Annotated in this window: 18 protein-coding genes; 9 read left to right on the top strand and 9 right to left on the bottom strand. The window is 36.0% G+C overall.

The window, feature by feature from the left end; all coding sequences use genetic code 11:
• Positions 1 to 6: 6 nt before the first annotated feature.
• From IPJ80_06465 to IPJ80_06455, 3 genes are all read right to left on the bottom strand, one after another.
• Positions 7 to 1,149, bottom strand: a complete 1,143-nt coding sequence (locus IPJ80_06465) for an acyloxyacyl hydrolase (GenBank protein MBK7913126.1) — start codon at positions 1,147 to 1,149, stop codon at positions 7 to 9.
• Between the two features lies 1 nt (position 1,150).
• A complete protein-coding gene (locus IPJ80_06460) occupies positions 1,151 to 2,638 on the bottom strand; it encodes a histidine ammonia-lyase (GenBank protein MBK7913125.1) in 1,488 nt (495 codons plus the stop codon).
• A gap of 119 nt (positions 2,639 to 2,757) precedes the next feature.
• Entirely contained in the window at positions 2,758 to 4,197 is a 1,440-nt protein-coding gene (locus tag IPJ80_06455) for a T9SS type A sorting domain-containing protein (GenBank protein ID MBK7913124.1), read from the bottom strand.
• Positions 4,198 to 4,460: 263 nt separating this feature from the next.
• Here IPJ80_06455 and IPJ80_06450 point away from each other — a divergent pair, with 263 nt between their 5' ends.
• Genes IPJ80_06450 through murI form a run of 3 tightly spaced genes read left to right on the top strand, consistent with a single transcriptional unit; the run spans position 4,461 to position 6,346 of the window.
• Complete coding sequence (locus tag IPJ80_06450; protein ID MBK7913123.1) at positions 4,461 to 4,976, top strand: OmpH family outer membrane protein; 516 nt, start codon at positions 4,461 to 4,463, stop codon at positions 4,974 to 4,976.
• Positions 4,977 to 5,026: 50 nt separating this feature from the next.
• Entirely contained in the window at positions 5,027 to 5,536 is a 510-nt protein-coding gene (locus IPJ80_06445; GenBank protein MBK7913122.1) for an OmpH family outer membrane protein, read from the top strand.
• 3 nt (positions 5,537 to 5,539) lie between these two features.
• Positions 5,540 to 6,346, top strand: coding sequence for a glutamate racemase (murI, locus tag IPJ80_06440; GenBank protein MBK7913121.1), 807 nt, complete (start codon positions 5,540 to 5,542; stop codon positions 6,344 to 6,346).
• 89 nt (positions 6,347 to 6,435) lie between these two features.
• Here the strand turns inward: murI and IPJ80_06435 are convergent, their stop codons facing one another.
• Genes IPJ80_06435 through IPJ80_06420 form a run of 4 tightly spaced genes read right to left on the bottom strand, consistent with a single transcriptional unit; the run spans position 6,436 to position 12,367 of the window.
• On the bottom strand, positions 6,436 to 7,473 hold the full coding sequence (locus IPJ80_06435; GenBank protein MBK7913120.1) for a diphosphomevalonate decarboxylase: 1,038 nt from the start codon (positions 7,471 to 7,473) through the stop codon (positions 6,436 to 6,438).
• 2 nt (positions 7,474 to 7,475) lie between these two features.
• On the bottom strand, positions 7,476 to 8,084 hold the full coding sequence (locus IPJ80_06430) for a DUF4294 domain-containing protein (protein ID MBK7913119.1): 609 nt from the start codon (positions 8,082 to 8,084) through the stop codon (positions 7,476 to 7,478).
• Between the two features lie 24 nt (positions 8,085 to 8,108).
• The gene (locus IPJ80_06425; protein ID MBK7913118.1) at positions 8,109 to 9,395 is read right to left on the bottom strand and encodes an amidohydrolase family protein; all 1,287 of its coding nucleotides are present in this window, start codon (positions 9,393 to 9,395) and stop codon (positions 8,109 to 8,111) included.
• A gap of 17 nt (positions 9,396 to 9,412) precedes the next feature.
• Positions 9,413 to 12,367 carry an amidohydrolase family protein gene (locus IPJ80_06420; protein ID MBK7913117.1) on the bottom strand — a complete coding sequence of 985 codons (2,955 nt, stop codon included), beginning with the start codon at positions 12,365 to 12,367 and terminating at the stop codon, positions 9,413 to 9,415.
• A gap of 101 nt (positions 12,368 to 12,468) precedes the next feature.
• Between IPJ80_06420 and IPJ80_06415 the strand changes: the two genes are divergently transcribed.
• Positions 12,469 to 12,720, top strand: a complete 252-nt coding sequence (locus IPJ80_06415; GenBank protein ID MBK7913116.1) for a hypothetical protein — start codon at positions 12,469 to 12,471, stop codon at positions 12,718 to 12,720.
• Between the two features lie 394 nt (positions 12,721 to 13,114).
• Here the strand turns inward: IPJ80_06415 and IPJ80_06410 are convergent, their stop codons facing one another.
• Positions 13,115 to 14,584: a T9SS type A sorting domain-containing protein gene (locus IPJ80_06410; protein ID MBK7913115.1), complete on the bottom strand. Its 1,470-nt coding sequence runs from the start codon at positions 14,582 to 14,584 to the stop codon at positions 13,115 to 13,117.
• Between the two features lie 444 nt (positions 14,585 to 15,028).
• Between IPJ80_06410 and IPJ80_06405 the strand changes: the two genes are divergently transcribed.
• The 5 genes from IPJ80_06405 to IPJ80_06385 all read left to right on the top strand — a co-directional run bounded on the left by IPJ80_06405 (position 15,029) and on the right by IPJ80_06385 (position 18,917).
• Entirely contained in the window at positions 15,029 to 16,546 is a 1,518-nt protein-coding gene (locus IPJ80_06405) for a right-handed parallel beta-helix repeat-containing protein (GenBank protein MBK7913114.1), read from the top strand.
• Between the two features lie 4 nt (positions 16,547 to 16,550).
• Complete coding sequence (locus IPJ80_06400; protein MBK7913113.1) at positions 16,551 to 16,886, top strand: MmcQ/YjbR family DNA-binding protein; 336 nt, start codon at positions 16,551 to 16,553, stop codon at positions 16,884 to 16,886.
• A gap of 506 nt (positions 16,887 to 17,392) precedes the next feature.
• Positions 17,393 to 17,758, top strand: a complete 366-nt coding sequence (locus IPJ80_06395) for a VOC family protein (GenBank protein MBK7913112.1) — start codon at positions 17,393 to 17,395, stop codon at positions 17,756 to 17,758.
• Positions 17,759 to 17,826: 68 nt separating this feature from the next.
• Complete coding sequence (locus tag IPJ80_06390; GenBank protein MBK7913111.1) at positions 17,827 to 18,336, top strand: GNAT family N-acetyltransferase; 510 nt, start codon at positions 17,827 to 17,829, stop codon at positions 18,334 to 18,336.
• Positions 18,337 to 18,341: 5 nt separating this feature from the next.
• Positions 18,342 to 18,917: a hypothetical protein gene (locus IPJ80_06385; GenBank protein ID MBK7913110.1), complete on the top strand. Its 576-nt coding sequence runs from the start codon at positions 18,342 to 18,344 to the stop codon at positions 18,915 to 18,917.
• Positions 18,918 to 18,960: 43 nt separating this feature from the next.
• Here the strand turns inward: IPJ80_06385 and IPJ80_06380 are convergent, their stop codons facing one another.
• Complete coding sequence (locus IPJ80_06380) at positions 18,961 to 20,406, bottom strand: hypothetical protein (protein ID MBK7913109.1); 1,446 nt, start codon at positions 20,404 to 20,406, stop codon at positions 18,961 to 18,963.

Here is a 20,406-nt window from a genome sequence, read left to right as displayed (position 1 = left end):
ATAATTTCATTTTTTTGTAAAACGATCCAATCGAAGACCAGCCATAACACCAATATATTCTGCAGTGCCAAAATGCGTTTTCAAACTTATTCCTACATAGGGCTTGACTCGATTTAGAAACGCATAAGGCACAAGATAACAAAGATCCAGCTTAGTTACAACGGGATAATCGTCTAAACTGATATTTCTTAGAAACTGATATCCTGCTTTTAAACTTAAACTGATTCCGCCAAACAACCATTGATGACCTCCGTACACATTCAAACGCAATCCATCTTTAGCTGCCTGTTTCTTATTGTTTCTTAATTCTGTATAATCACTAAAATAGGAAGCCAAATGATTGTTTTCAATATCCACTGCAAGCCGCCAGGATTTATAATTAGTATATTGATATCCAATATCCGAGGTCCAGAAATTGATCAAATACTTCGGACCATTGGGAATGCGTGTTTCTTTCCAGGTGGCTCCCCATTCCAACTGAAATGAAAGATGAGCCGCTCCCTTTTCAGATTCTGAAACCTGAATATTTTGAAGCCGTTCATACGTCTTTTGTTTTTGAGTTTCCAAGCCAATCCCCATGACTCCCGATAAATAATTCAATCCTAAATTGGGCGATTTAAAAGCTCCATTACTGGTATGACTTAAACTCACACCCAAAAAAACAGCATGTTTTTTCATCAGAGTATGTTCAAATCGGATTTGAAAACTGGTATGATTATTCCAATGTGATCCTATCGCTGTCTGTAAAGAATTTGTTTTGATGTCATATGGTAAATTCAAATACGCCAATCCACAAGCAATCATAAAACGAAAAGAATAGGATTGGTGTTGCAGGATTCCAAAATCCATATAAGGAGCAATTGAAAAACCATTCCCTAAAATTTCATGTGGTTTTCCAAGATCCAGATAACGCATTGAAACACCGTATCTGGGTAATTTATAATAACGTTCCCAGGTAAAACTTCCTTGTGTTTGGTACACGAAATCCAATTCTGCGAAATTTGCAATGCCTCTTGGATCATACAACATCTTTTCAGTGTGTTTCGATAATTTTCCCGGAACGTATGCTGCCTGAATAGTCCAATTCGAAACCTGCGCTATCAATTGACAACTTAAAATGCAATGAATAAACAGAATACCGATTTTCAAATTAATGTGCTATGGTTTTTAGAAAATCAATGGACTTTTGATAATATAAGGAAGGAATATGATCTTCCGCTTGAAATGGGACGATCTCCTGAAATTTTGCTATAAGATTTTTTAATGCAGCACCTGTTTTATAATGTGGTCTAAAATGCATCGCACGCGTTGCAGTAAGCCACTCCATTGCTAAAACCATTTCAGTTTGTTGCGTAACTTTATTACATCGAATGCCAGCATTTGCTGCCATACTTACATGATCTTCCTGACCTTTCGAACTGATAATTGAATCGATTGATGACGGACTGCAATACTGCTTATTTAAACTGACTGCAGCAGCGGCAGCATACTGAACGATCATATAGCCAGAATTTAAACCAGCTTCTGAAGTTAAAAAATCCGGCAGACCGCGCAATCCACAAACTAATTGATACAATCTCCGTTCAGATATATTGGCTAATTCCGCAACGGCTAAACATAAAAAATCCGATGCCAGTGCCAGGGGCTGTGCATGAAAATTTCCACCCGATACAATTTCAGTTTCAGAAAGCATGAGCGGATTGTCTGTAACGCTGTTAATTTCATTTTCTATGATGGATTTACAATAGCGTATGGCATCATAACTTGCACCATGAACCTGTGGCGAACATCTAAAAGAATATGGATCTTGTACTGATTTTTGATCTCTTGAATTAAGATCACTGCCATCCAACCAAATTGAAATTTCATTGGCAGCATGAATCTGTCCGGCTTGTTTTCGTATCTCATGAATCTTCGGATGCAAAAATCCTGAATTGCAATTAAATGCTTCCATAGAAAGGGCCACATTTAAATTGCTGTTGTGATAAGACCGTTCAGCTGAATCCCACGCAGCAAACAATAAAGCCAGGGAATATTGTGTACCATTTAATAAAGCCAAACCTTCTTTTGCCCTTAGGTATGGAATTGGAATGTTTAGTTTAGACAACAAATCAAAGCTTGAATACTCGTTTGAATCGTAATTCAAAATTCCTTCACCGATACAGGGTAATGAAAGATGTGCCAAAGGTGCTAAATCTCCGGAAGCTCCTAAAGAACCCATCTCAGGAATTAACGGCGTGATTTTTTGATTGAATAACTGAATTAAAAATTCAATCAACTCCCATCGAACTGCAGAATATCCTTTACAAAGACAAATGATTTTCAATAATAAGATCAATCGAACTGTGGGGATTGGGACCAATGCTCCAAAACCACAGGCATGGGATCTCACGAGATTTGATTGCAATTCATTAAGCTTGTCATCTGCAATAATAGTATTGCAAAGTGCTCCAAATCCTGTATTAATTCCATAAATTGCTTGGTCACTTTCATCTAGAATTGCTTCCAGTTTGGTTCGTTGTTGCTGCAACTTTAACTTCAAAGCTGGTTCTACGTCCAGAATTAAATCTGCATCTAATATCATTTTAATATCCTGGATGCTGCAATCACCAGTTCCCAATAAGTAAACAGAATTCATGGCCTAAAGATAATGTCAGCTCTTTAAATAGCTATTACTGTTTTTTAAAATATTCAAAACGATCGAACCGATTGAAAACAATTTATTAGTATCCGTACGATTGATTGAGGAATACCTACTTACTTCTGTATGATTAGCTTTCCGGTTGCTCGTTCCTGATGATTATCCCTGATATGATAGAAATAAATTCCAGCTGGAATTTTATGAATATCTAGAATGCAGTTGTTTTTAATTTCATCTGATTGAACCAGTTGACCGTCTATTGAATAAACAGCAAATTGATATGAATTCGATTCATTTCCGAAATTAAATTTTACCACATCATGTGCCGGATTTGGAGAAATTTGAAAATCCAAATGATTTGCATTTTGTGTCTTTACAACATCGATGGGTGAATAATAAAATAAATCATTTGCATCATTAACAAAGTTTCCCTGTGAATTATCAAAATAAGCCGTTTTTAACAACATGTGATGAAAATTATTCAAGTTGTAATCATCGGAAAATGGTAGTACCAAATCTTGTAGACTAAAATTGTTATTAAAAGTATTTTCCAATTTTAATAAAACTGACCATTTTAATTTAATGTCATCATAAGTTGAATATAATTCAGAAATAACATTACCATTAGGATCATAAATAAATTCAGTTCGAGTAGTTGCCACCCAATGATTAGAATTTACATCAAAAATGTAATCGAGAAAATTGACCAATTGATTAGATGCATTATAAATATCTTCTGTTTTGGAAAGATAACTCCAATCTCCAATTGAATCATCCCAAAGTGATGAGAGGATCTGATATATCTTACCACTTGGATGAAAGGTCCATTCAGATCGAAACAAATTGACCCATTGTCTGGAACTCTGTTCCCATTCAAAGCCAGTTTCCTGAATCAATTGATCAAAAGCATTATATTCTTCAATCGCTTTGTATTGCATCATCCAATTTTTTGAATTTTCATTCCATTTATAACTTTCAACTAAAATGATTTGGTTTTTTTGATTGTAGCTAAGTGTATCTCTGGTATCAAAAATCCATTTTAAATTTGAATCATCCCAATTGAATCTTATAACTTGTTGCAATTGGTTACTTAAATTATAAATATATTCTGCATTCAGTATTTTATTCCATTTAAATTGATCACCTTGGTAACTAATGCTATTAATTAAATTTTGGTTTTGATCATAGGTAAATTCATTTTTAAAAAGATTTAACCAGCTACTTTGACTTGCATCCCACTCAAATTCGGATATTTCCAATACATTCCCATGCTCATTATAGGTATAGGTTTTTTTCTCAGGAATATCTTGAATTCCTGTTCCTCTGCTTATTATGCTATCCAATTTTCTTTTAGGCACAACTTGTGATTCTTTTTTATTTTCTAAATTATTAAAATCAGCATGAATGTAATAATTTGCAAAACTTGTAATTTTAGTTCTTGGTATTTTTAAATTGCTACTAAATTTGTTTGCGTGAATCGACCGAGGTGATTGTGCAATTAAAAAATCAACTTGTAAAATAATTGCAATAAAAAGGAACAGGAGATTTTTATTCACAATATGGATTTTAGTTTATTATAAGAATATCTAATCAAAAATACAAATTGTCTTACTGTAATCAAAGGAAAGCTCTCAAAATTCCTGAGGCAAAGAATTCCTTATCCTGCCGTTAAGTTTAGGTTAAATACGGATTTGAAGAAACGAAAGGAATTAAATTAGAGTTTGAGTATAAAACAAGGCCATGCCAAAGCGGCAAAAACCTTACTTTTACGCAATTTTATAAATACAAACACGTTTAACTAAGCATTAAAATGAAAAATATGATTTCCAGACTGTTTCTTTTGCTATTTGTGGCTTTGGGGTTCCAAAGTACCGTTTCCAGCCAACGTTTTGCCCTTGTTGACGTCAATAAGGTATTGGATAATTTGGACGACTACAAAAAAGCCCAGGATGAATTGGATCGGGTAGCGGCCGGATGGAAACAGGAGATCTCAATTGAATACGATAAAATAAAAGCCATGTATAACAAATATCAGGCTGAACAAGTCTTGTTGACCGAAGAACAACGCAAACAAAAAGAAGAGGAAATTACCAATAAAGAAAAAGAAGTACGCAAGCTGCAAAAAGATCGCTTTGGAGAAGAAGGGGAACTCTTCAGAAGAAGACAAGACCTCGTGCGTCCCATTCAGGATCGCGTATATGCCGCTATACAGGAGTTTGCCTCCGGTAGTGGTTTGGAAGCGATGTTTGATACCAGTGGCTCTGCAGGAATCATTTATTACAGTAAAGACCTTGATAAGACAGAAGCAATCATCAAAAAATTAAAATCGAAATAATAAGGATCCGCTCCGCTGTCCTATCTTTGCATTCCTAAATTTTTAAACGAATGAATATCAAGCTTTTATATTTATCAGTGCTCAGCCTTTTGATCAGTTTTACTGGCCTCCAGGCTCAAAAATTTGGTTATCTGAATTCACAAGCCCTTTTGGCTGAATTGCCGGAAGTCAAACAAGCTGATGCCAACTTACAGGCACTTCAGACCCAATTGGAGAAAAAAGGCCAAATGATGGTTCAGGAATTGGAAGGAAAATATAAAGACCTCCAACGTCGTGAACAATCCGGTGAAATAAGCCCAAAAGCATTGGATGAAGAAGCGAAAAAGTTAAAAGAACAAGAAGGCGAATTGTCCAAATACGAGCAAGAGGTTCAAAAACAATTGGCTACCAAAAGACAAGAATTGTTACAACCATTGATTGATAAAGTAAATAATGCTATCAAACAAGTGGCAACAGAAGGTCAGTTTACTTACATCTTTGATTCCAGTACAGGAATTCTACTCTATGCTGCAGACTCTATGGATGTTACAGCCAGCGTTAAGTTAAAACTAGGAATCTGATTTGTGAATAGCAATGCCAGACGGCCTGTTGGAATATTCGATTCCGGAGTCGGCGGTCTTACGGTTGCTTCTGCTATTCATTACAATTTACCCAACGAACGTTTTATTTATTTTGGAGATACAGCCCATTTACCTTATGGTGAAAAATCTCACGATGCCATACGCTATTATTCATTGCGAATCTGCCGGTTTCTATTAGAAAATGATTGCAAAGCCATCGTAGTTGCTTGCAATTCTGCTTCAACCGCTGCCTACGAAGTTTTATTGGAATTTTTTAAAGACAAAGCAGTCTTTGTCAATGTAGTCGATCCTTTGGTTGACTATTGTTGCCAACACGATTACCATCGGGTCGGACTGATTGCAACACACGCGACCGTTCAATCGGGTGTTTACGACAAACAATTTCATGTTCGAAAAAAATCTGTCGAATTGTATTCATTAGCCACACCTTTATTAGCACCCATGATTGAAGAAGGCTTTGTAAACAATGCGATTAGTCATTCGGTCCTGGAAACTTATTTGAGCGACCCACATTTAAATAATATTGATGCCCTCTTGCTTGCTTGCACACACTATCCTCTAATTAGACAGGAAATAACAGATTTCTTTAAAAACAAAATGCCGGTGCTCGATTCTACTGATGTCACCGCTGCTGCATTGAAAACAGCCTTAGCTGAACAAAATTTACTAAGTGATCAAAAAACAGGCAGCGATCAGTTCTATGTATCCGATTTTTCTGAAAATTTTCTTCGGACAACCAAACTGTTCTATCCGGAAAAAGTAAATCTGGAACAAAAAAATATTTGGTGAGGAACTTCTCTTTCCTTCCCCTTCCCAAACCCAGGGTTTAAACCCTGGGTTTGGGAAGGGGAAGGAAAAAGAGAAACTTGCTTGTGATTCTAAACCCCAAATTTGGGATGACTAACTTCATCAAAAATGATGTGCTCTTCTTCCCAATACCTGCTTAAACTTTGTTGAATCCATGCATCTACTGCTTCTTTGATTCGCTCAGGAAATAATACATGAATATTGGGACCCGCATCAATTGTAAAGGTGATGGGTAATTTAGATTCTTGTTGAAATAATTTTAATTCATTGATGATGTGTATGGATTCTGGTTCTAATAAAATATAAGATGGATTTGAACTCATCATCAATCCATGTAAACTCAATGCTTCCGTTTCACAAATTTTTGCAAAAGCAAGCCAGTCTCCTGCTTTTAATACCGATAATAACTGATTAAAATTTTCATGCGCTTGATAAATACGTGCATCCCGATAAGGATGTCTTTCCATCAATTGATGTCCGGCACTGGAAGAAACTTTTTTCTCTGCACGACTTACGATAAAAATATAATCCTGTAACGTTTTGAACTCTTCATGAAGGTGATTTTCCATTGGAATTGCATACTCATCTGAACTTCCTGGCAAGTGCATTGATTGTCCCCAGGCTGCTGCAAAAGGATACACTGACCTGCATGCAGAACCAGACCCTAAGCGAGCTAAATAAGATGCTTTATTTAAAAATTCATCCTGCGGCATCACAAAGCCTTTGATTTCATTTTCAATGCTCATGACACACAGTGCAAGTGCAGCCATAGCCGATGCAGAAGAAGCAATCCCCGCAGAATGTGGAAAGCTGTTGATAGAATCAATGTTTAAATAAACTGACTTGAATTCCGGATAAAGAAGTTCAACTTGGTTGAAAAATGTTTTGAGTTTATATTCAAAACGTGGTTTCTTTTGGCCATCATAAAAAAATTCAAAATCCAAATGATCTTGTCCGTTGCGCTGTTCCCATTGGATGCTTGTTTTTGTTTTACAATAATTTAAAGTAAAACTTAACGAAGGATTAATCGGCAATTGTTGTTCTCGCTTACCCCAATATTTTACAATGGCAATATTGGATGGTGCTTCCCAGCTTATGTTTGTTTTCATACTTATTTTAAATCAACAGTCATATCAAATTCTTCCAGGACCGCATCCATAATTTTGTCTTGTCCTTTTTCGTATTTATTTTTTAATTTATATCCATTCATTTTACCCACTTCATTCCACATAAAAGCGGAAAATCCACCTTTCAATTCTTTTACAATTCCATAAAAGGGTTTATCCAATTGCCGCTCGATCATTTTTGTAAGAATGAGTCCCTGGGTTTTTGTCAGATTTTTTAAAGGGTTTTCAAATTCTTCTTCCAAAGTATTGCTGATTTGTTTTACGATTTTTCTTCGCTCTTTGTCTGATTGTCCTTCTGTCAGTATTTGCAATTGCATATATAAACGGACTGCATGGACAGCATATGGATAAACCACTGCTGCATAACGTCGGTATTTATGATACAGGTTCTCTGATTTATAATCATCAAAAACGATCAACGGTCGAACGACTGCTTTTTCTAATAAAATTTCAAACAAAGTATCGCCATTGTTTACAATTACTTTGACGGGCTGTCCATCAATTATTGTTTGAAATTCTTTGGGTGCTTCCTGAGCTATCAGAAAAACCGGAAAGAATACCAGAAAAAATAGATGGCGTAAATACATACCCATTAAACGTGAATGACTGCTTGCATCTTATTCCGGATGATACTTACTGTAAAATCTGCGGTACAATTCTTTTTGCTTATTATCTAAATCAATGGCTCTTCCCTGGATAAAGGCACGACTCACACGACTGGTTCGCATATCCAAAACATCTCCGTCGCTGATTATAAAAGTTGCATCTTTTCCTGCCTCCAAGCTTCCCAACCGATGATCCAAGCCTAATATTTTGGCAGGATTCAGACTTAAACCTGCAATTGCTTGTTCATAATTCAATCCAAACCCCAAAGCATGACCTGCCTGAAAATGCAAATTCCGCTGCTCCCAGAAACCATTGATAGAAAAACAATATAAAATGCCGGCATCCTGTAAAATTTTAGGATTTTTATAAGGCTGATCGTAATCATCGTCTTCACGAGTAGGCAAACTTTGCACTTGTCCTAAAATAATCGCAATTTGATGTTCTTTTAAAAAATCAACCACCCTCCAGGCTTCATTGGCACCGACTAATACCGGTTTCAAACCGTACTTTTCTGCAAATTGCACGGAATGAATGATTGCCTTTGCTGCTTGTGCGCGGATGTATAGCTTTTTGGTTCCTTTAAATAAATCGATCATGGCCTCGTATGCCAGATTGATGTTGGTTTTATGAGGAACTTTAGAATAAGCCATGGCTTCATCAAAATAGACCTTAAGTGCATTCATTTCGGTTTGATAACGATCCGGATCTTGCTGATTTTTATCTGTTTCTTGTCCGAATCGACGGGGAGGATTGGGTGAGGGCCAGTTTAAAAAGATTCCTTCATCTGCTTTTACAACCGCATCTTCCCAATTCCAGGCATCGAGCTGCATTACAGAAGACTGTCCGGAAATAATCCCACCATTTGGAATCACTTGAGCCAGCAACATGCCGTTGCTCCTTACTGTTGGAATGATCTTGCTGTCTGTATTGTAAGAGGTTAACGAACGTACGTTAGGGTTTAAAGAACCAAATTCTTCGTAGTCTATGGTTGCCTTTACTTGTTCGATTTCAGCCAGGCCTAAGTTGGTAGCCATGCAGATAAATCCTGGATAAATTTGTTTTCCGCTTGCATCGATGCGATTTTTAATCGATGCAGCTTTGCTTAAATCGGTCCCAACATATTGCAAAACTCCTTTATCAAATAAAATCAATCCGTTGGTGATCGATTGTCCATTTCCTACATGGATGGTTCCTCCAACAATCGCAATGGCTTCTTGTTGCTTTGCTGCAGGTGCAGGTTGCAAATAACACTTTGCAGAAATGCATAGTAGGAAACCCAATAGTACTAATTTGTTCATGTGTTGCTATTATAATATTATTCACCAATAGAATCGCAGTGGTATAAACGACGCGGTCTCGAACTAAAATTTTCGGCTCCTTCGCCAGCTGCTTTTGCTTTAATCATTTTTTGTACGATCCGATTTCGTTCTGTTGAAATTTCTTTGCGCAAGATTAAATCCTCCTCTTTATCAAAAAATAAAATTCCATCAACAAATGTTTTTTCGACCGATGCTTTAATAGATAAAGGATGATCATTCCACAAAACCAGGTCGGCATCTTTTCCTTTTTTAATACTTCCTACCCGATCATCTATGTGTAAAAGTTTTGCAGGATTGAGAGTAACAAATTTCAAGGCTTCCTCTTCAGAAACATTGCCATACATAATGGCTTTGGCTGCTTCCTGATTCAGTCTTCGGGCCATTTCTGCATCATCAGAATTAAACGCAGTAACAACGCCCTGGTCGTGCAGTATAGCTCCATTATAAGGAATGGCTTCATACACTTCAAATTTATAGGCCCACCAGTCCGAAAATCCAGCGGCACCTGCTCCGTGCTGTTTGAGTTTATCTGCAACTTTGTAGCCTTCGAGAATGTGTGTAAAGGTGTTGACTTTAAAATTAAATCGTTCGGCCACTTTCATCAACATATTGATTTCGGATTGTACATAAGAGTGACAGGTAATAAACCGTTTTTTATTGATGATTTCAGCAATCGCATCCAGTTCCAAATTTTGGCGGGTATGCGTAGGATCTGCTTTTCGAAGTGCGTCGTATTCTTTAGCGCGTGTAAATGCATCTAGATAAACTTGTTCGACACCCATTCGCGAATCGGGATAACGGCCGCCTTGATTTCCACCACTTCGTTTGACATTTTCTCCCAATGCAAATTTTATAAAGCCATCTGCCTTTTCAAATTTCATTTCTTCAGGAAGATAACCCCATCGCAATTTGATAAGCGCGGTTTGTCCGCCAATTGGATTGCAGGAACCATGCAATATATGTGCTGTGGTAACTCCACCGGATAACTGCCGGTAAATGTTAATGTCATCGCTGTTGATTACATCTCCAATGCGAACTTCGGATGTATTGGATTCCGAACATTCATTAACACCGCCATTCACTGCTATGTGCGAATGTTCGTCAATGATTCCTGCCGTCAAATGTTTATTGGTGCCATCAATGACAATGGCTTGTGCAGATTGTAAATTTTTTGCAAAAGCAGTGATTTTACCATTTTGTATCAGGACGTCTGTATTTTTTAAGATGCCTTCTTTTTCATTGGTCCAAACAGTTGCATTTTTAATTAAATAGGTTTTTGCAAGTGGTTTTGATTTCCATCCATAGGCACCTAATGGATATAACAGCGCTCCGATGCTGTCTGTTGTTTTGGTTGAAATGCTATCTTTTTTAATGTTGGAAGTAGCCGGTTTCAATCTCAATATGCTCATGGGTTGCCAGGATCCATTTTCTAATTGTGCATTACCTGTCCATCCTGATTCCGTTTTGTAACAAGAAAAAAGTACATCTCCACTTGGGTTGCCGCGATTTAGTTTACCGGAAATGTACCCTTCTTGAATTTTTGCACTCAGACTCAACTTCAATGAATCTTTTGACTTGAGTTTGAAATCCATTTTATCTCCATCTGTTTCGATGCTTAGCGTAAACAGACTGGGTTCTAAACGAAGTTCATACGTTCCCGATATGCTATCTGCTTTTGGTTTTGAAAAATGATAACGCGCACCTTGTATCCAATTTTCTTTAATACTGGATTTATCTTGAAAGATCGGAAGATCAGTCACAATAAAATTAGCCAGTTTATTTTTAGCAAGGCTACCGGCTTTGTTTTGAATATTGAGATATTCCGCAGGACCCATGGTCAATGCATGCAAAGCCCGCGATTCAGACAAACCCCGTTGAATGGACTTACGTACGTTAGTTAGTAACTCCTTGCGATCTTTTAAGTCCTGTCCGGTAAATACAAATGAAATGCCTGCTTTAGCCAACATCGCCGGATTGGAAGCGGCCAGTTCCCAGTGTTTGAGATCTGATAAATCAATGCGCAACAAATCATAGGGATCATCCACATTGTAAACCGGTGGAAAATTGAGCGGCACAATGATTTTAATTGAATCATTTTTTAATGCATCCAGGATTTGATATTCTTTACCACTTCCCAGAATTTGATAGCTCTTATGAAATTCCTTTGCAATTTTTTGAGCCCGTAACAGATCCAGCGGATTGGTACAAATAAACAACTGGGTCAGTTGCTGCATTTGATTCCATGCCTCGATACTTAAATTGGTTTCTTTGGGTTTAATCGCAAGTTCATAATTCAAACCATCCAGATACGCTTGCCGCAACAAGGCAATAGAACCCATCAGGGAATTCGGATAATCTTGGGTTGAACTGCCTTTATTAAAACTCATGCAGTGCGCAGACTCCGGAGTAAGAATGAGTTCGTGTTCATTGGCTTGTTTTAAACTTACGATGCAAGCGCTGCCTCTTGAAATTCCATCTGCAAAGTGGGTTTGGACGATCCCATAACCTGCTTCCCTAAGTTTGCTTGCTGCTTCATCTTTATAAACAAACAATTGTGCTGCTTTAATTTCTGAGCGGAGGGCTTCATTCCAGGAGAAAGCCCCTTCCTTAGAACTTACCATATTGTTTCTTGTAGGACTGCGTTTAACTTCGCCCATTCCATAGTCACTGACAGGATCGATAAATGAAGGATAGACATGTTTCCCCTGAAAATCAAAGCGAACGGCATCTTCCGGATGACTGACGGTAGCACCAATTTCTAGGATCCATTCATTTTTAATCAGAATCTCACCCAAATAAGACCTTGCTGAACTGTCGGGATGCAACATCGCATTTTGAATTAATACGATGCGGTTTTCAGGTGGTCTGACACCATTGACCGGAAAGCTGATCTGGGCCTGGAGTTTAAAAACCAAGAGTCCCAGTAAGAGTATCCAATTTACTTTTAGCATGTTTTGAATTAAAGCCTGCAAATTCGTTAGAAAATGGGGAATGAAGAAATAAAAGCTGCTTTACGTAACATTTTGTATTTTGTCCGTATAACTTTAATATCATGGATGCAAAATTAACCCTATGTCTGGATGAAAAAGTAATTGAAAAAGCTAAATCCTATGCCCGCAAAAGGAATATCAGTCTTTCCAAACTAGTTGAAGCTTATTTAGAACATATCACTAATTTAAACAAGCCAGCCCAAAAAGAAATAACCCCAATCGTTAAAAGCCTTTCTGGATTATTAACCAGCAATAAATCCACCGACTTTAAAACTCTATACAAAGTTCATATTGCAAAAAAATATTCAAACTAAAATCTAAAAATAACTATAGACACAATTATTTGGCTGGGTTTACTCTACGGGCGTCAACCTTTTTATCAATCTGCTGAACAGCTTTTTAGATTGGCGGAATTGGGTAAAATTAGAATCTGTGTCTCATCGCTTTCTTTTGCAAACATAGATTACATATCACAATCTCAATATAAAAGAAAAGATTCAAGGTACATCCTGGCAAATTTTAAATCCTTGGTTGAATTAGTTAGTATAAGAGACCAAACTATAAAATTGGCCATTCATTCTACATTTAATGATTTTGAATACGCAATTTAGTATTAAGCAGAACTTGAAAATAATATTGGAATTTTAATTACTAGAAATTTAAAAGATTATAAAAACTCAATTATTGAAATCATTCTCGAAATTAAAATTAATTCCTTACCCATTTAAATGTCTGAACCAATTTACCATCTAATTTTATTTCAATAAAATAGAGACCGGCTTTCAAATAATCAAAATTCAAAGTCCAGGCAGTTAAACTGCCATCTAAAAATTGATTGTTAATGCTTGTCCCAGAGATATCGAAAACGCTTATTTCAATTGTTTTATAATAATTCAACGCCTCACCTTCAATTCTTAAAATACCATCAGATGGGTTTGGAAATAAATGGAACGGTTCGTTTGTATCAACAGTATAAGTTGTTGTTAAGCTGTCGCAGATACTTCCTTGTTCAGGTCCCAATAAATAATTTGGATAGTTACCCAAGCCACATGCAATATAGCTGGGCAAGGCTAAGGCTCGTAATTGAAAATTACAATTTCCACCTTTTAAATCAGGATTGTTTATAACATGCAAAAAAATATTTCCACTTGCACATGATATGTAAATTTTTCCATTAGCAGCTAGCTGCATATCACAAAAACTGGTTGTAAAATATCTATCATAGATAAATCCATCCCAAATTCCTACGATTTCCATACTTGCTTGAATATTTGCTGCCTCTAAATCGTATTGAAATATTTTCCTATTGGTGGACGCATACAGATATTTACTATTTGGCGATATCGCCACATTGACCCAAATTGAAGGTTTTATAGAATCATTCTCAATTTGGATAAAATTTGATAAATTTCCATTGCATCTATCATAATCAAATATTTGTATTCCGTCCTGATTAGAAATTCTAGCAAATTTTTTCCCATTCTGTGAAAAAACTGCATTACCAACCGATGAATAATCAATAACTGAACTCCCTATTTCTTGTGAATCAATTTTATTAACTTGAGTTTTTGAGTAAAGCACTTTATAGTACTTTGGGCCTTGATTGCTTTTGAAGAGTAACCACCAATCTCTACCATTGGAATGCCGACATCCGCTAAAGCCAATTGGTGAGATATTACCTTTAAAGATTGCTTTGTTCTTTAAAATAACTTTTCCTTTTCCACCATTGGAATTAATATTTATTAAGGTTTGGTAAATACTTGGAGAAAAAGGCTTACCCATATATAAGTCGATTGGTAAATGGACCAAAGTTAAAATACTATCATATTTCTCAGATGGTAGAAAAACTGAAGCATCACTAATAGGATAAAAACCTCCCTGATATAATTGCCATATTCTTCCTGGATTTAATGTATCTCCGTTTTCAATAATATTGAAATCAATTGCATTTCCTAATCTAAATCCGTCATAAAAAAATCTTAATTTTCCTTGGTTATCCGAATAAAAATTATTTTCAAATCCAAGTTCAAATTTAAATCCTCCAGAATTTCTAGTTAAATTTACAGAAGTATCCGAAAAATTCAAAATAGTTCTACCATACAAACTGGTATCGTTGTTGATACCATACCCTAAAATCCAATTAATTGCATGATTTTGAGATGTTAAGTTATATTTCAATGTGAAACTAAAAAAGATACACAAAATGCATATTAATTTATTGGCAACCATAATTTTATACAAACTAATAATAAAAAATAAAATTACAAATTTTTAATAATATTCAAATTTTAACATGCCTAAAAAATTAATAGTACCTATCAATTATAGAAAAGATATACTATTTTAATTATAAAACCTACGATCTTATTCATCGCATTATTCTATAACTATCCATAGCGAATATTAGAATAACCAATGCTGGATTTTATTAAAATTTAATAAATAGCATGCTTAATTGATAAATTTCATACTTACAGTATATCCCAGGCATTTGCAATAATCTGATAAATCAGGATTACAAATTCATTTAAATCAGACAAGTGTTCATTACTTGCTGCCGCCGGTAAAGTCTTTAAAATAATTTCCTCCTGGTTCCCTATCTTGCAAATCAAATTTATACCAATGAAATACCTGCTTTGCTTTTTATTTTCTGTTTACATTGTTACCAGTCCGTTACTTGCTATAAACTACCATGTAAAACCTACTGGCAATGATGCCAATTCCGGATTGAGTTTTGCGCTGGCTTTTAAAACCATCCAAACTGCAACCAACAAAGTAAAAGCCGGTGACAGTATTTTGGTTTACAATGGTTTTTATAAAGGATTTGATCATTTTTATAAAGCCAGTGGCAGTCCCGGTAAAGAGATCGTGTATTTTGCAATGGGCGATGCCGTGGTGATCAATCAATCTTGTGGCCGCGGCTTTGATGGACTGAATGTTGAAGGCAGCGACTACATCGAAGTAAACGGTTTTAAAGTAAATGCAATTGCCGATGCCAATGGATCCGGGGAAGATGGCATTCGTGCGGTGCTTGCCAACCACATCACGGTTCGAAATTGTATTGTGGACAGCTGTTACCGCGGCATTTTTACCGGTTATACCGACGATTTTCTTGCAGAAAACAATATTTGCAAACGCTCTTATGGCGAACATGGGATTTATGTCTCCAATAACAGCGATCGGGTGCTCATTCGTTACAACCAATGTTTTAATAATAAGGCAGCCGGCATTCAACTCAATCCTGATCTCAGCAGCGGAGCTCCGGGAATTTCTGTAGATGTAAAAATTTATAACAATACCTGTTACAACAACCGCATCGGACTCAATTTGCAAGGGATTTATGACAGTGAGGTTTACAACAATCTGCTCTATAATAATGGATCCGGAAATGGAGGCAATGGCATCACTTTGTTTCATGGAGATGCTGCAACTGGTTGCAACAACGTAAAAGTATTTAACAATACGGTTCTGGTTCCTGCTGGTTCCCAGTGGGCCATCCTCGCGATAGAAAGCGACAGTCTGTTTGTGATGAATAATATTTTACTAAGCGCATCCCCCAAAGGAAGTTTGGATATTGAAAGTTCATGCACCAATTATTTTGGAGATTACAATCTGCTCAATGATAAAATGACCATCAATCAAGGAAGTTCTTATATAAATTTTGCAAGCTGGCAAGCTTTGGGCCACGATGCGCACTCCCTCTTAATCAGTAATAACAACAGCGTATTTTTGAATGCTGCTGCCAATGACTATCATTTGGCAAACAACAGTCCGGCCTGGAATGCAGGCAGCAATCTCGTTTCTGCTTTGGTACAACTTGATCTGGAGGGTCGTAAACGTCCTCAAGGAATTGCATTTGATATCGGTTGTTACGAACTGGCAGAAGCAACCCAAACCAAACATTTAACGAAGAATTTGAAAATTGATACCGATTACATTTTTATAGAAAATGAAAATATTCTACAAATTCAATCAGATGTTGCAGATTTAACCGCCGATTTGTTTACATTTACAGGAAGGTATATTTCAAGCGGAACCGTATTTGATAAAACGAATCTTCCTTTTGGCATCTACTTGTTCCGAATTTACGATTCCAAAAGCAACATTCCAATTGGATTTAAAAAGATTTTGATTAAATAAAAATATGATTAGTATTGATGACTTGCGTTCTATTTGTGGTAGTTTAGAAGATGTTTCCGAACAAGCACATTTTGAAAAAACTTCCTTCCGAACCAAGAAACGAATTTTTGCCACATTTGATGCTAAAACCAATCTGGTTTGCGTCAAATTGGAAGAAGCAGATCAATACATCTATAATAAATTAAATCCAGAAATCTATTGGCCGCTTTCCAACAAATGGGGAAGCCTGGGTTGGACCCATGTGAAAATTGAAGCCATAGAAAAAGATGCTTTTTTAGAGATCCTCATGAAGGCTTATTCTTTATCCAGTCCAAAGGTTCATCCTCACGAATCCAATTAAATTAATTATTTTTGCACCGCAATAAAATGTATTGAACATTGAACATTGAACATTGAACATTGAACATTGAACATTGAACATTGAACATTGAACATTGAACATTGAACATTGAACATTGAACATTGAACATTGAACATTGAACATTGAACATTGAACATTGAACATTGAACATTGAACATTGAACATTGAACATTGAACATTGAACATTGAACATTGAACATTGAACATTGAACATTGAACATTGAACATTGAACATTGAACATTGAACATTGAACATTGAACATTGAACATTGAACATTGAACATTGAACATTGAACATTGAACATTGAACATTGAACATTGAACATTGAACATTGAACATTGAACATTGAACATTGAACATTGAACATTGAACATTGAACATTGAACATTGAACATTGAACATTGAACATTGAACATTGAACATTGAACTATCAACTATCAACTATCAACTATCAACTATCAACTATCAACTATCAACTAATTCCATGAATCGCATCGTACATTTCGAAATTCCCTGTGAGAATCCAAACCAACAAATGGATTTTTTTAAAGAAGTATTTGATTGGAAATTCCAACAATTTCTCTCTGATGAATATTGGACCTGCAGTTCCGGTGACGCTTCAACTCCCGGAATTAATGGGGGCTTTATGAAGAAAAAACATCCCGGTCAACCCATTGTAAATTCCATACAAGTTGAAAATTTAGAACAGACCGCTTCCAAAATAGTAAGCATGGGAGGAAAAATTGTGGTCCCCAAAATGGCAATTCCTACCGTTGGATGGCTTTCCTACTTCACCGATCCTGAAGGAAATATTCATGGTTTGTATCAAGAAGATGGGAGTGCCAAATAATTACGAATTTTTAATTGCGAATTACGAAACTGAAGAATTTAAATCTTTTTATATTCGTAATTGAATTTATGCTACTTGATCACCCACTCCTCCTTCGTGCCCTTTGTGAGAAAGATTTAGCAGCGTTGATTCGCCTAGCAAATAATAAAAAAATTTGGGATAATTTGAGGAACTACTTTCCACATCCTTATACCCAATCAGATGCAGATCAGTTTTTAGAAAAATTAATTCAAGAAGACCCAAAGCTCACATTTGCAATTGATCATCAAAATCAATTTTGTGGAATCATCGGACTCAATAAACAGTCAGATGTTTATGAGAAATCTTTAGAGATGGGGTATTGGCTCGGTGAGGAATACTGGAACATGGGTATTGCAAGCAAAGCTGTTAAATTAATCACACAATATGCAACGCAGGAATTAGGTTTTGAACGAATATTTACTTCAGTGTATGCTTACAACAAAGCATCTATGAGGGTGCTTGAAAAAAATAATTATATTTTGGAAGGGGTATTTCGCAAAGCTGTTTATAAAAATGAAAACTATGTGGATGAATTCCGTTACGCATTTGTAATATGATTTAAATGAATGCGATTCCAGATTTTCCTATAACTGCTCAGGGAATTTACTCAACAGCTTTTAGAAATAATAATATTTTCCAATTTAAAGATGCCTGCAATTTTATTGCTGAACTAAACTACAGGCGAAATGTTGATAAAACAGATCCTTTGACGGTGCTTAACGAACTACAAGGTACTTGCAGTAGCAAGCATGCTTTATTAAAAAGACTGTCGGATGAAAATTTACATGCTGAACTTAAATTGTATGTTGGCATTTTTGAAATGAATGAAAACAATACGCCTATACTAAGCAATGTATTTAAAGCAAATCGCTTATCTGCTGTTCCAGAGGCTCATTGCTACTTAAAGTATAAAAAGCTTCGATTTGATTTTACTGGCAACACGGCAATTAATTTGGATATAGAAAATGAAATTTTAGAAGAACATGAAATTAATCCGGATGAAATTTACAATCGCAAACTAGTAATTCACAAAATGTTTATAAAGCAATGGTTGCTGTCCAATAACATGAATCATTTAAATGATCAACAACTTTGGGAAATCAGAGAATTGTGTATAAAACAAATATCAGATACCTGAGATAGCTAAAATTCATTCTATTATTAGAATAAAAGCAAATCGCTTAACGATGGAAAAATTTTAAAATTTCCTGTTGGTTTCTAGTTTGTAAAACCAGATAATAAATTCCCTGATTTGCTTGAAATGGAATTTTTATATGTTGTTTGTTTCGTATAGACTTATCCAACAATTTAAGTCCCTCCAAATTGTATAAACTTACCTGGCATTCCTGACAAGTTTCTTTTAAATTTAATTGAATGTAAGCTTCAGCATCCCGGTCGATGAATTCTTCGATCAGCTTTTTCCTCAACAGCTGATTTGTTGCAGTCGATTGACAGTCCTTTACATCTAAGCTTCGAAATCCGGTATAATTTGAATAGGGTGGGAAAAATGGCGACCAGATGTAACTTACATAAGCCCTTTGTTTAAAGAAATCAATTCCCCAGCTTCCGTAATCATCACTATCGGAACCAAATTCTGCGCAGGTAGTTGGATGATATGGGTCCTCGACATCCAGCACTGCGATATCGGTACGGCCGCAAGCCATATAAATTTTGTGGCAACTACTATCATAAATCAATTCATTGGCATGTCCTCGGGAGTTGGCCCAGGTTTGAAAATTATTGCTGGTATCTGCCCAGGTATTGGGATGCCACCATGCGACTTGCTTAATATTTTGTGGATTTGAAATGTCCAAAATTTCCATTCCATAATAATCCAGACTTACATAAGCATACTGTTTGTAAATGCAAATGGCATTGTAAGCTGTGGCTTTATCGATCAAGGGTTCAAAACAATATTGAACGAGTTGTTTTGGTCGCAGTGGGTCCACTACATTCACCAGGCGCAATCCTCCACGGTCATAACAAACATAAGCAATTGAATCTTGTACCCAGATACCACGAGCATTGTAAGCGGCTACATTCGCAGAATCTTTGTGTGGAAACACGTTGCTAAATCTAATTTGACTTTTAAAAACGATTTTATTTTTATCCTTGATATCTAAAATAATTAAGCCATTGCGCATTGCAGCCAAATAAGCTAAATCGTTTTCTATAAATACACTCCCGGCTCCTCCAATACTCCCTGAATGAGTGTAAAAATCCAATACCTTTGCTTGCGAAGGATTTTCTACATCAATTATGGCTAATCCAGCCTCCTGATTGGTGTTCCAGATATCTCCAAGCGTCAGATACAGATAGTGATCTTCTTGAACAACTTGAATGGCATCTAAATTTCCATATAAAGACGGAGGGATTGTTGTAATGAGTACCGGATTATTAACAGATGAAATATCAAATATTTTAAGTCCTGCATTTTTACTGGTAATATAAACATAGGGGCGATCCAGTCTATCCTTTTTAATCGAGATATGAATCCCAAACGCAGGATTTGAAAAAAATTCATCTCGTTGCATTAAAGAAGTGGGTGGAATGCATTGAGCATTTATAGATTGCTGCATGTAACCAATGCTAAGAATTGCTAAAACAAACAAATGAATCCTATTCAT

It is taken from the genome of Saprospiraceae bacterium (genome assembly GCA_016714025.1).
GTDB lineage: Bacteria > Bacteroidota > Bacteroidia > Chitinophagales > Saprospiraceae > Vicinibacter.
This window is presented reverse-complemented; position numbering and strand designations above follow the sequence as displayed.

Excerpts from the sequence above, each read along its gene's own strand:
- IPJ80_06460 (MBK7913125.1), bottom strand. The coding sequence starts at position 2,638 with ATGAATTCTGTTTACTTATTGGGAACTGGTGATTGCAGCATCCAGGAT.
- IPJ80_06450 (MBK7913123.1), top strand. The coding sequence starts at position 4,461 with ATGATTTCCAGACTGTTTCTTTTGCTATTTGTGGCTTTGGGGTTCCAA.
- IPJ80_06445 (MBK7913122.1), top strand. The coding sequence starts at position 5,027 with ATGAATATCAAGCTTTTATATTTATCAGTGCTCAGCCTTTTGATCAGT.
- IPJ80_06435 (MBK7913120.1), bottom strand. The coding sequence starts at position 7,473 with ATGAAAACAAACATAAGCTGGGAAGCACCATCCAATATTGCCATTGTA.
- IPJ80_06430 (MBK7913119.1), bottom strand. The coding sequence starts at position 8,084 with ATGGGTATGTATTTACGCCATCTATTTTTTCTGGTATTCTTTCCGGTT.
- IPJ80_06425 (MBK7913118.1), bottom strand. The coding sequence starts at position 9,395 with ATGAACAAATTAGTACTATTGGGTTTCCTACTATGCATTTCTGCAAAG.
- IPJ80_06420 (MBK7913117.1), bottom strand. The coding sequence starts at position 12,367 with ATGCTAAAAGTAAATTGGATACTCTTACTGGGACTCTTGGTTTTTAAA.
- IPJ80_06415 (MBK7913116.1), top strand. The coding sequence starts at position 12,469 with ATGGATGCAAAATTAACCCTATGTCTGGATGAAAAAGTAATTGAAAAA.
- IPJ80_06405 (MBK7913114.1), top strand. The coding sequence starts at position 15,029 with ATGAAATACCTGCTTTGCTTTTTATTTTCTGTTTACATTGTTACCAGT.
- IPJ80_06400 (MBK7913113.1), top strand. The coding sequence starts at position 16,551 with ATGATTAGTATTGATGACTTGCGTTCTATTTGTGGTAGTTTAGAAGAT.
- IPJ80_06395 (MBK7913112.1), top strand. The coding sequence starts at position 17,393 with ATGAATCGCATCGTACATTTCGAAATTCCCTGTGAGAATCCAAACCAA.
- IPJ80_06390 (MBK7913111.1), top strand. The coding sequence starts at position 17,827 with ATGCTACTTGATCACCCACTCCTCCTTCGTGCCCTTTGTGAGAAAGAT.
- IPJ80_06385 (MBK7913110.1), top strand. The coding sequence starts at position 18,342 with ATGAATGCGATTCCAGATTTTCCTATAACTGCTCAGGGAATTTACTCA.
- IPJ80_06380 (MBK7913109.1), bottom strand. The coding sequence starts at position 20,406 with ATGAATAGGATTCATTTGTTTGTTTTAGCAATTCTTAGCATTGGTTAC.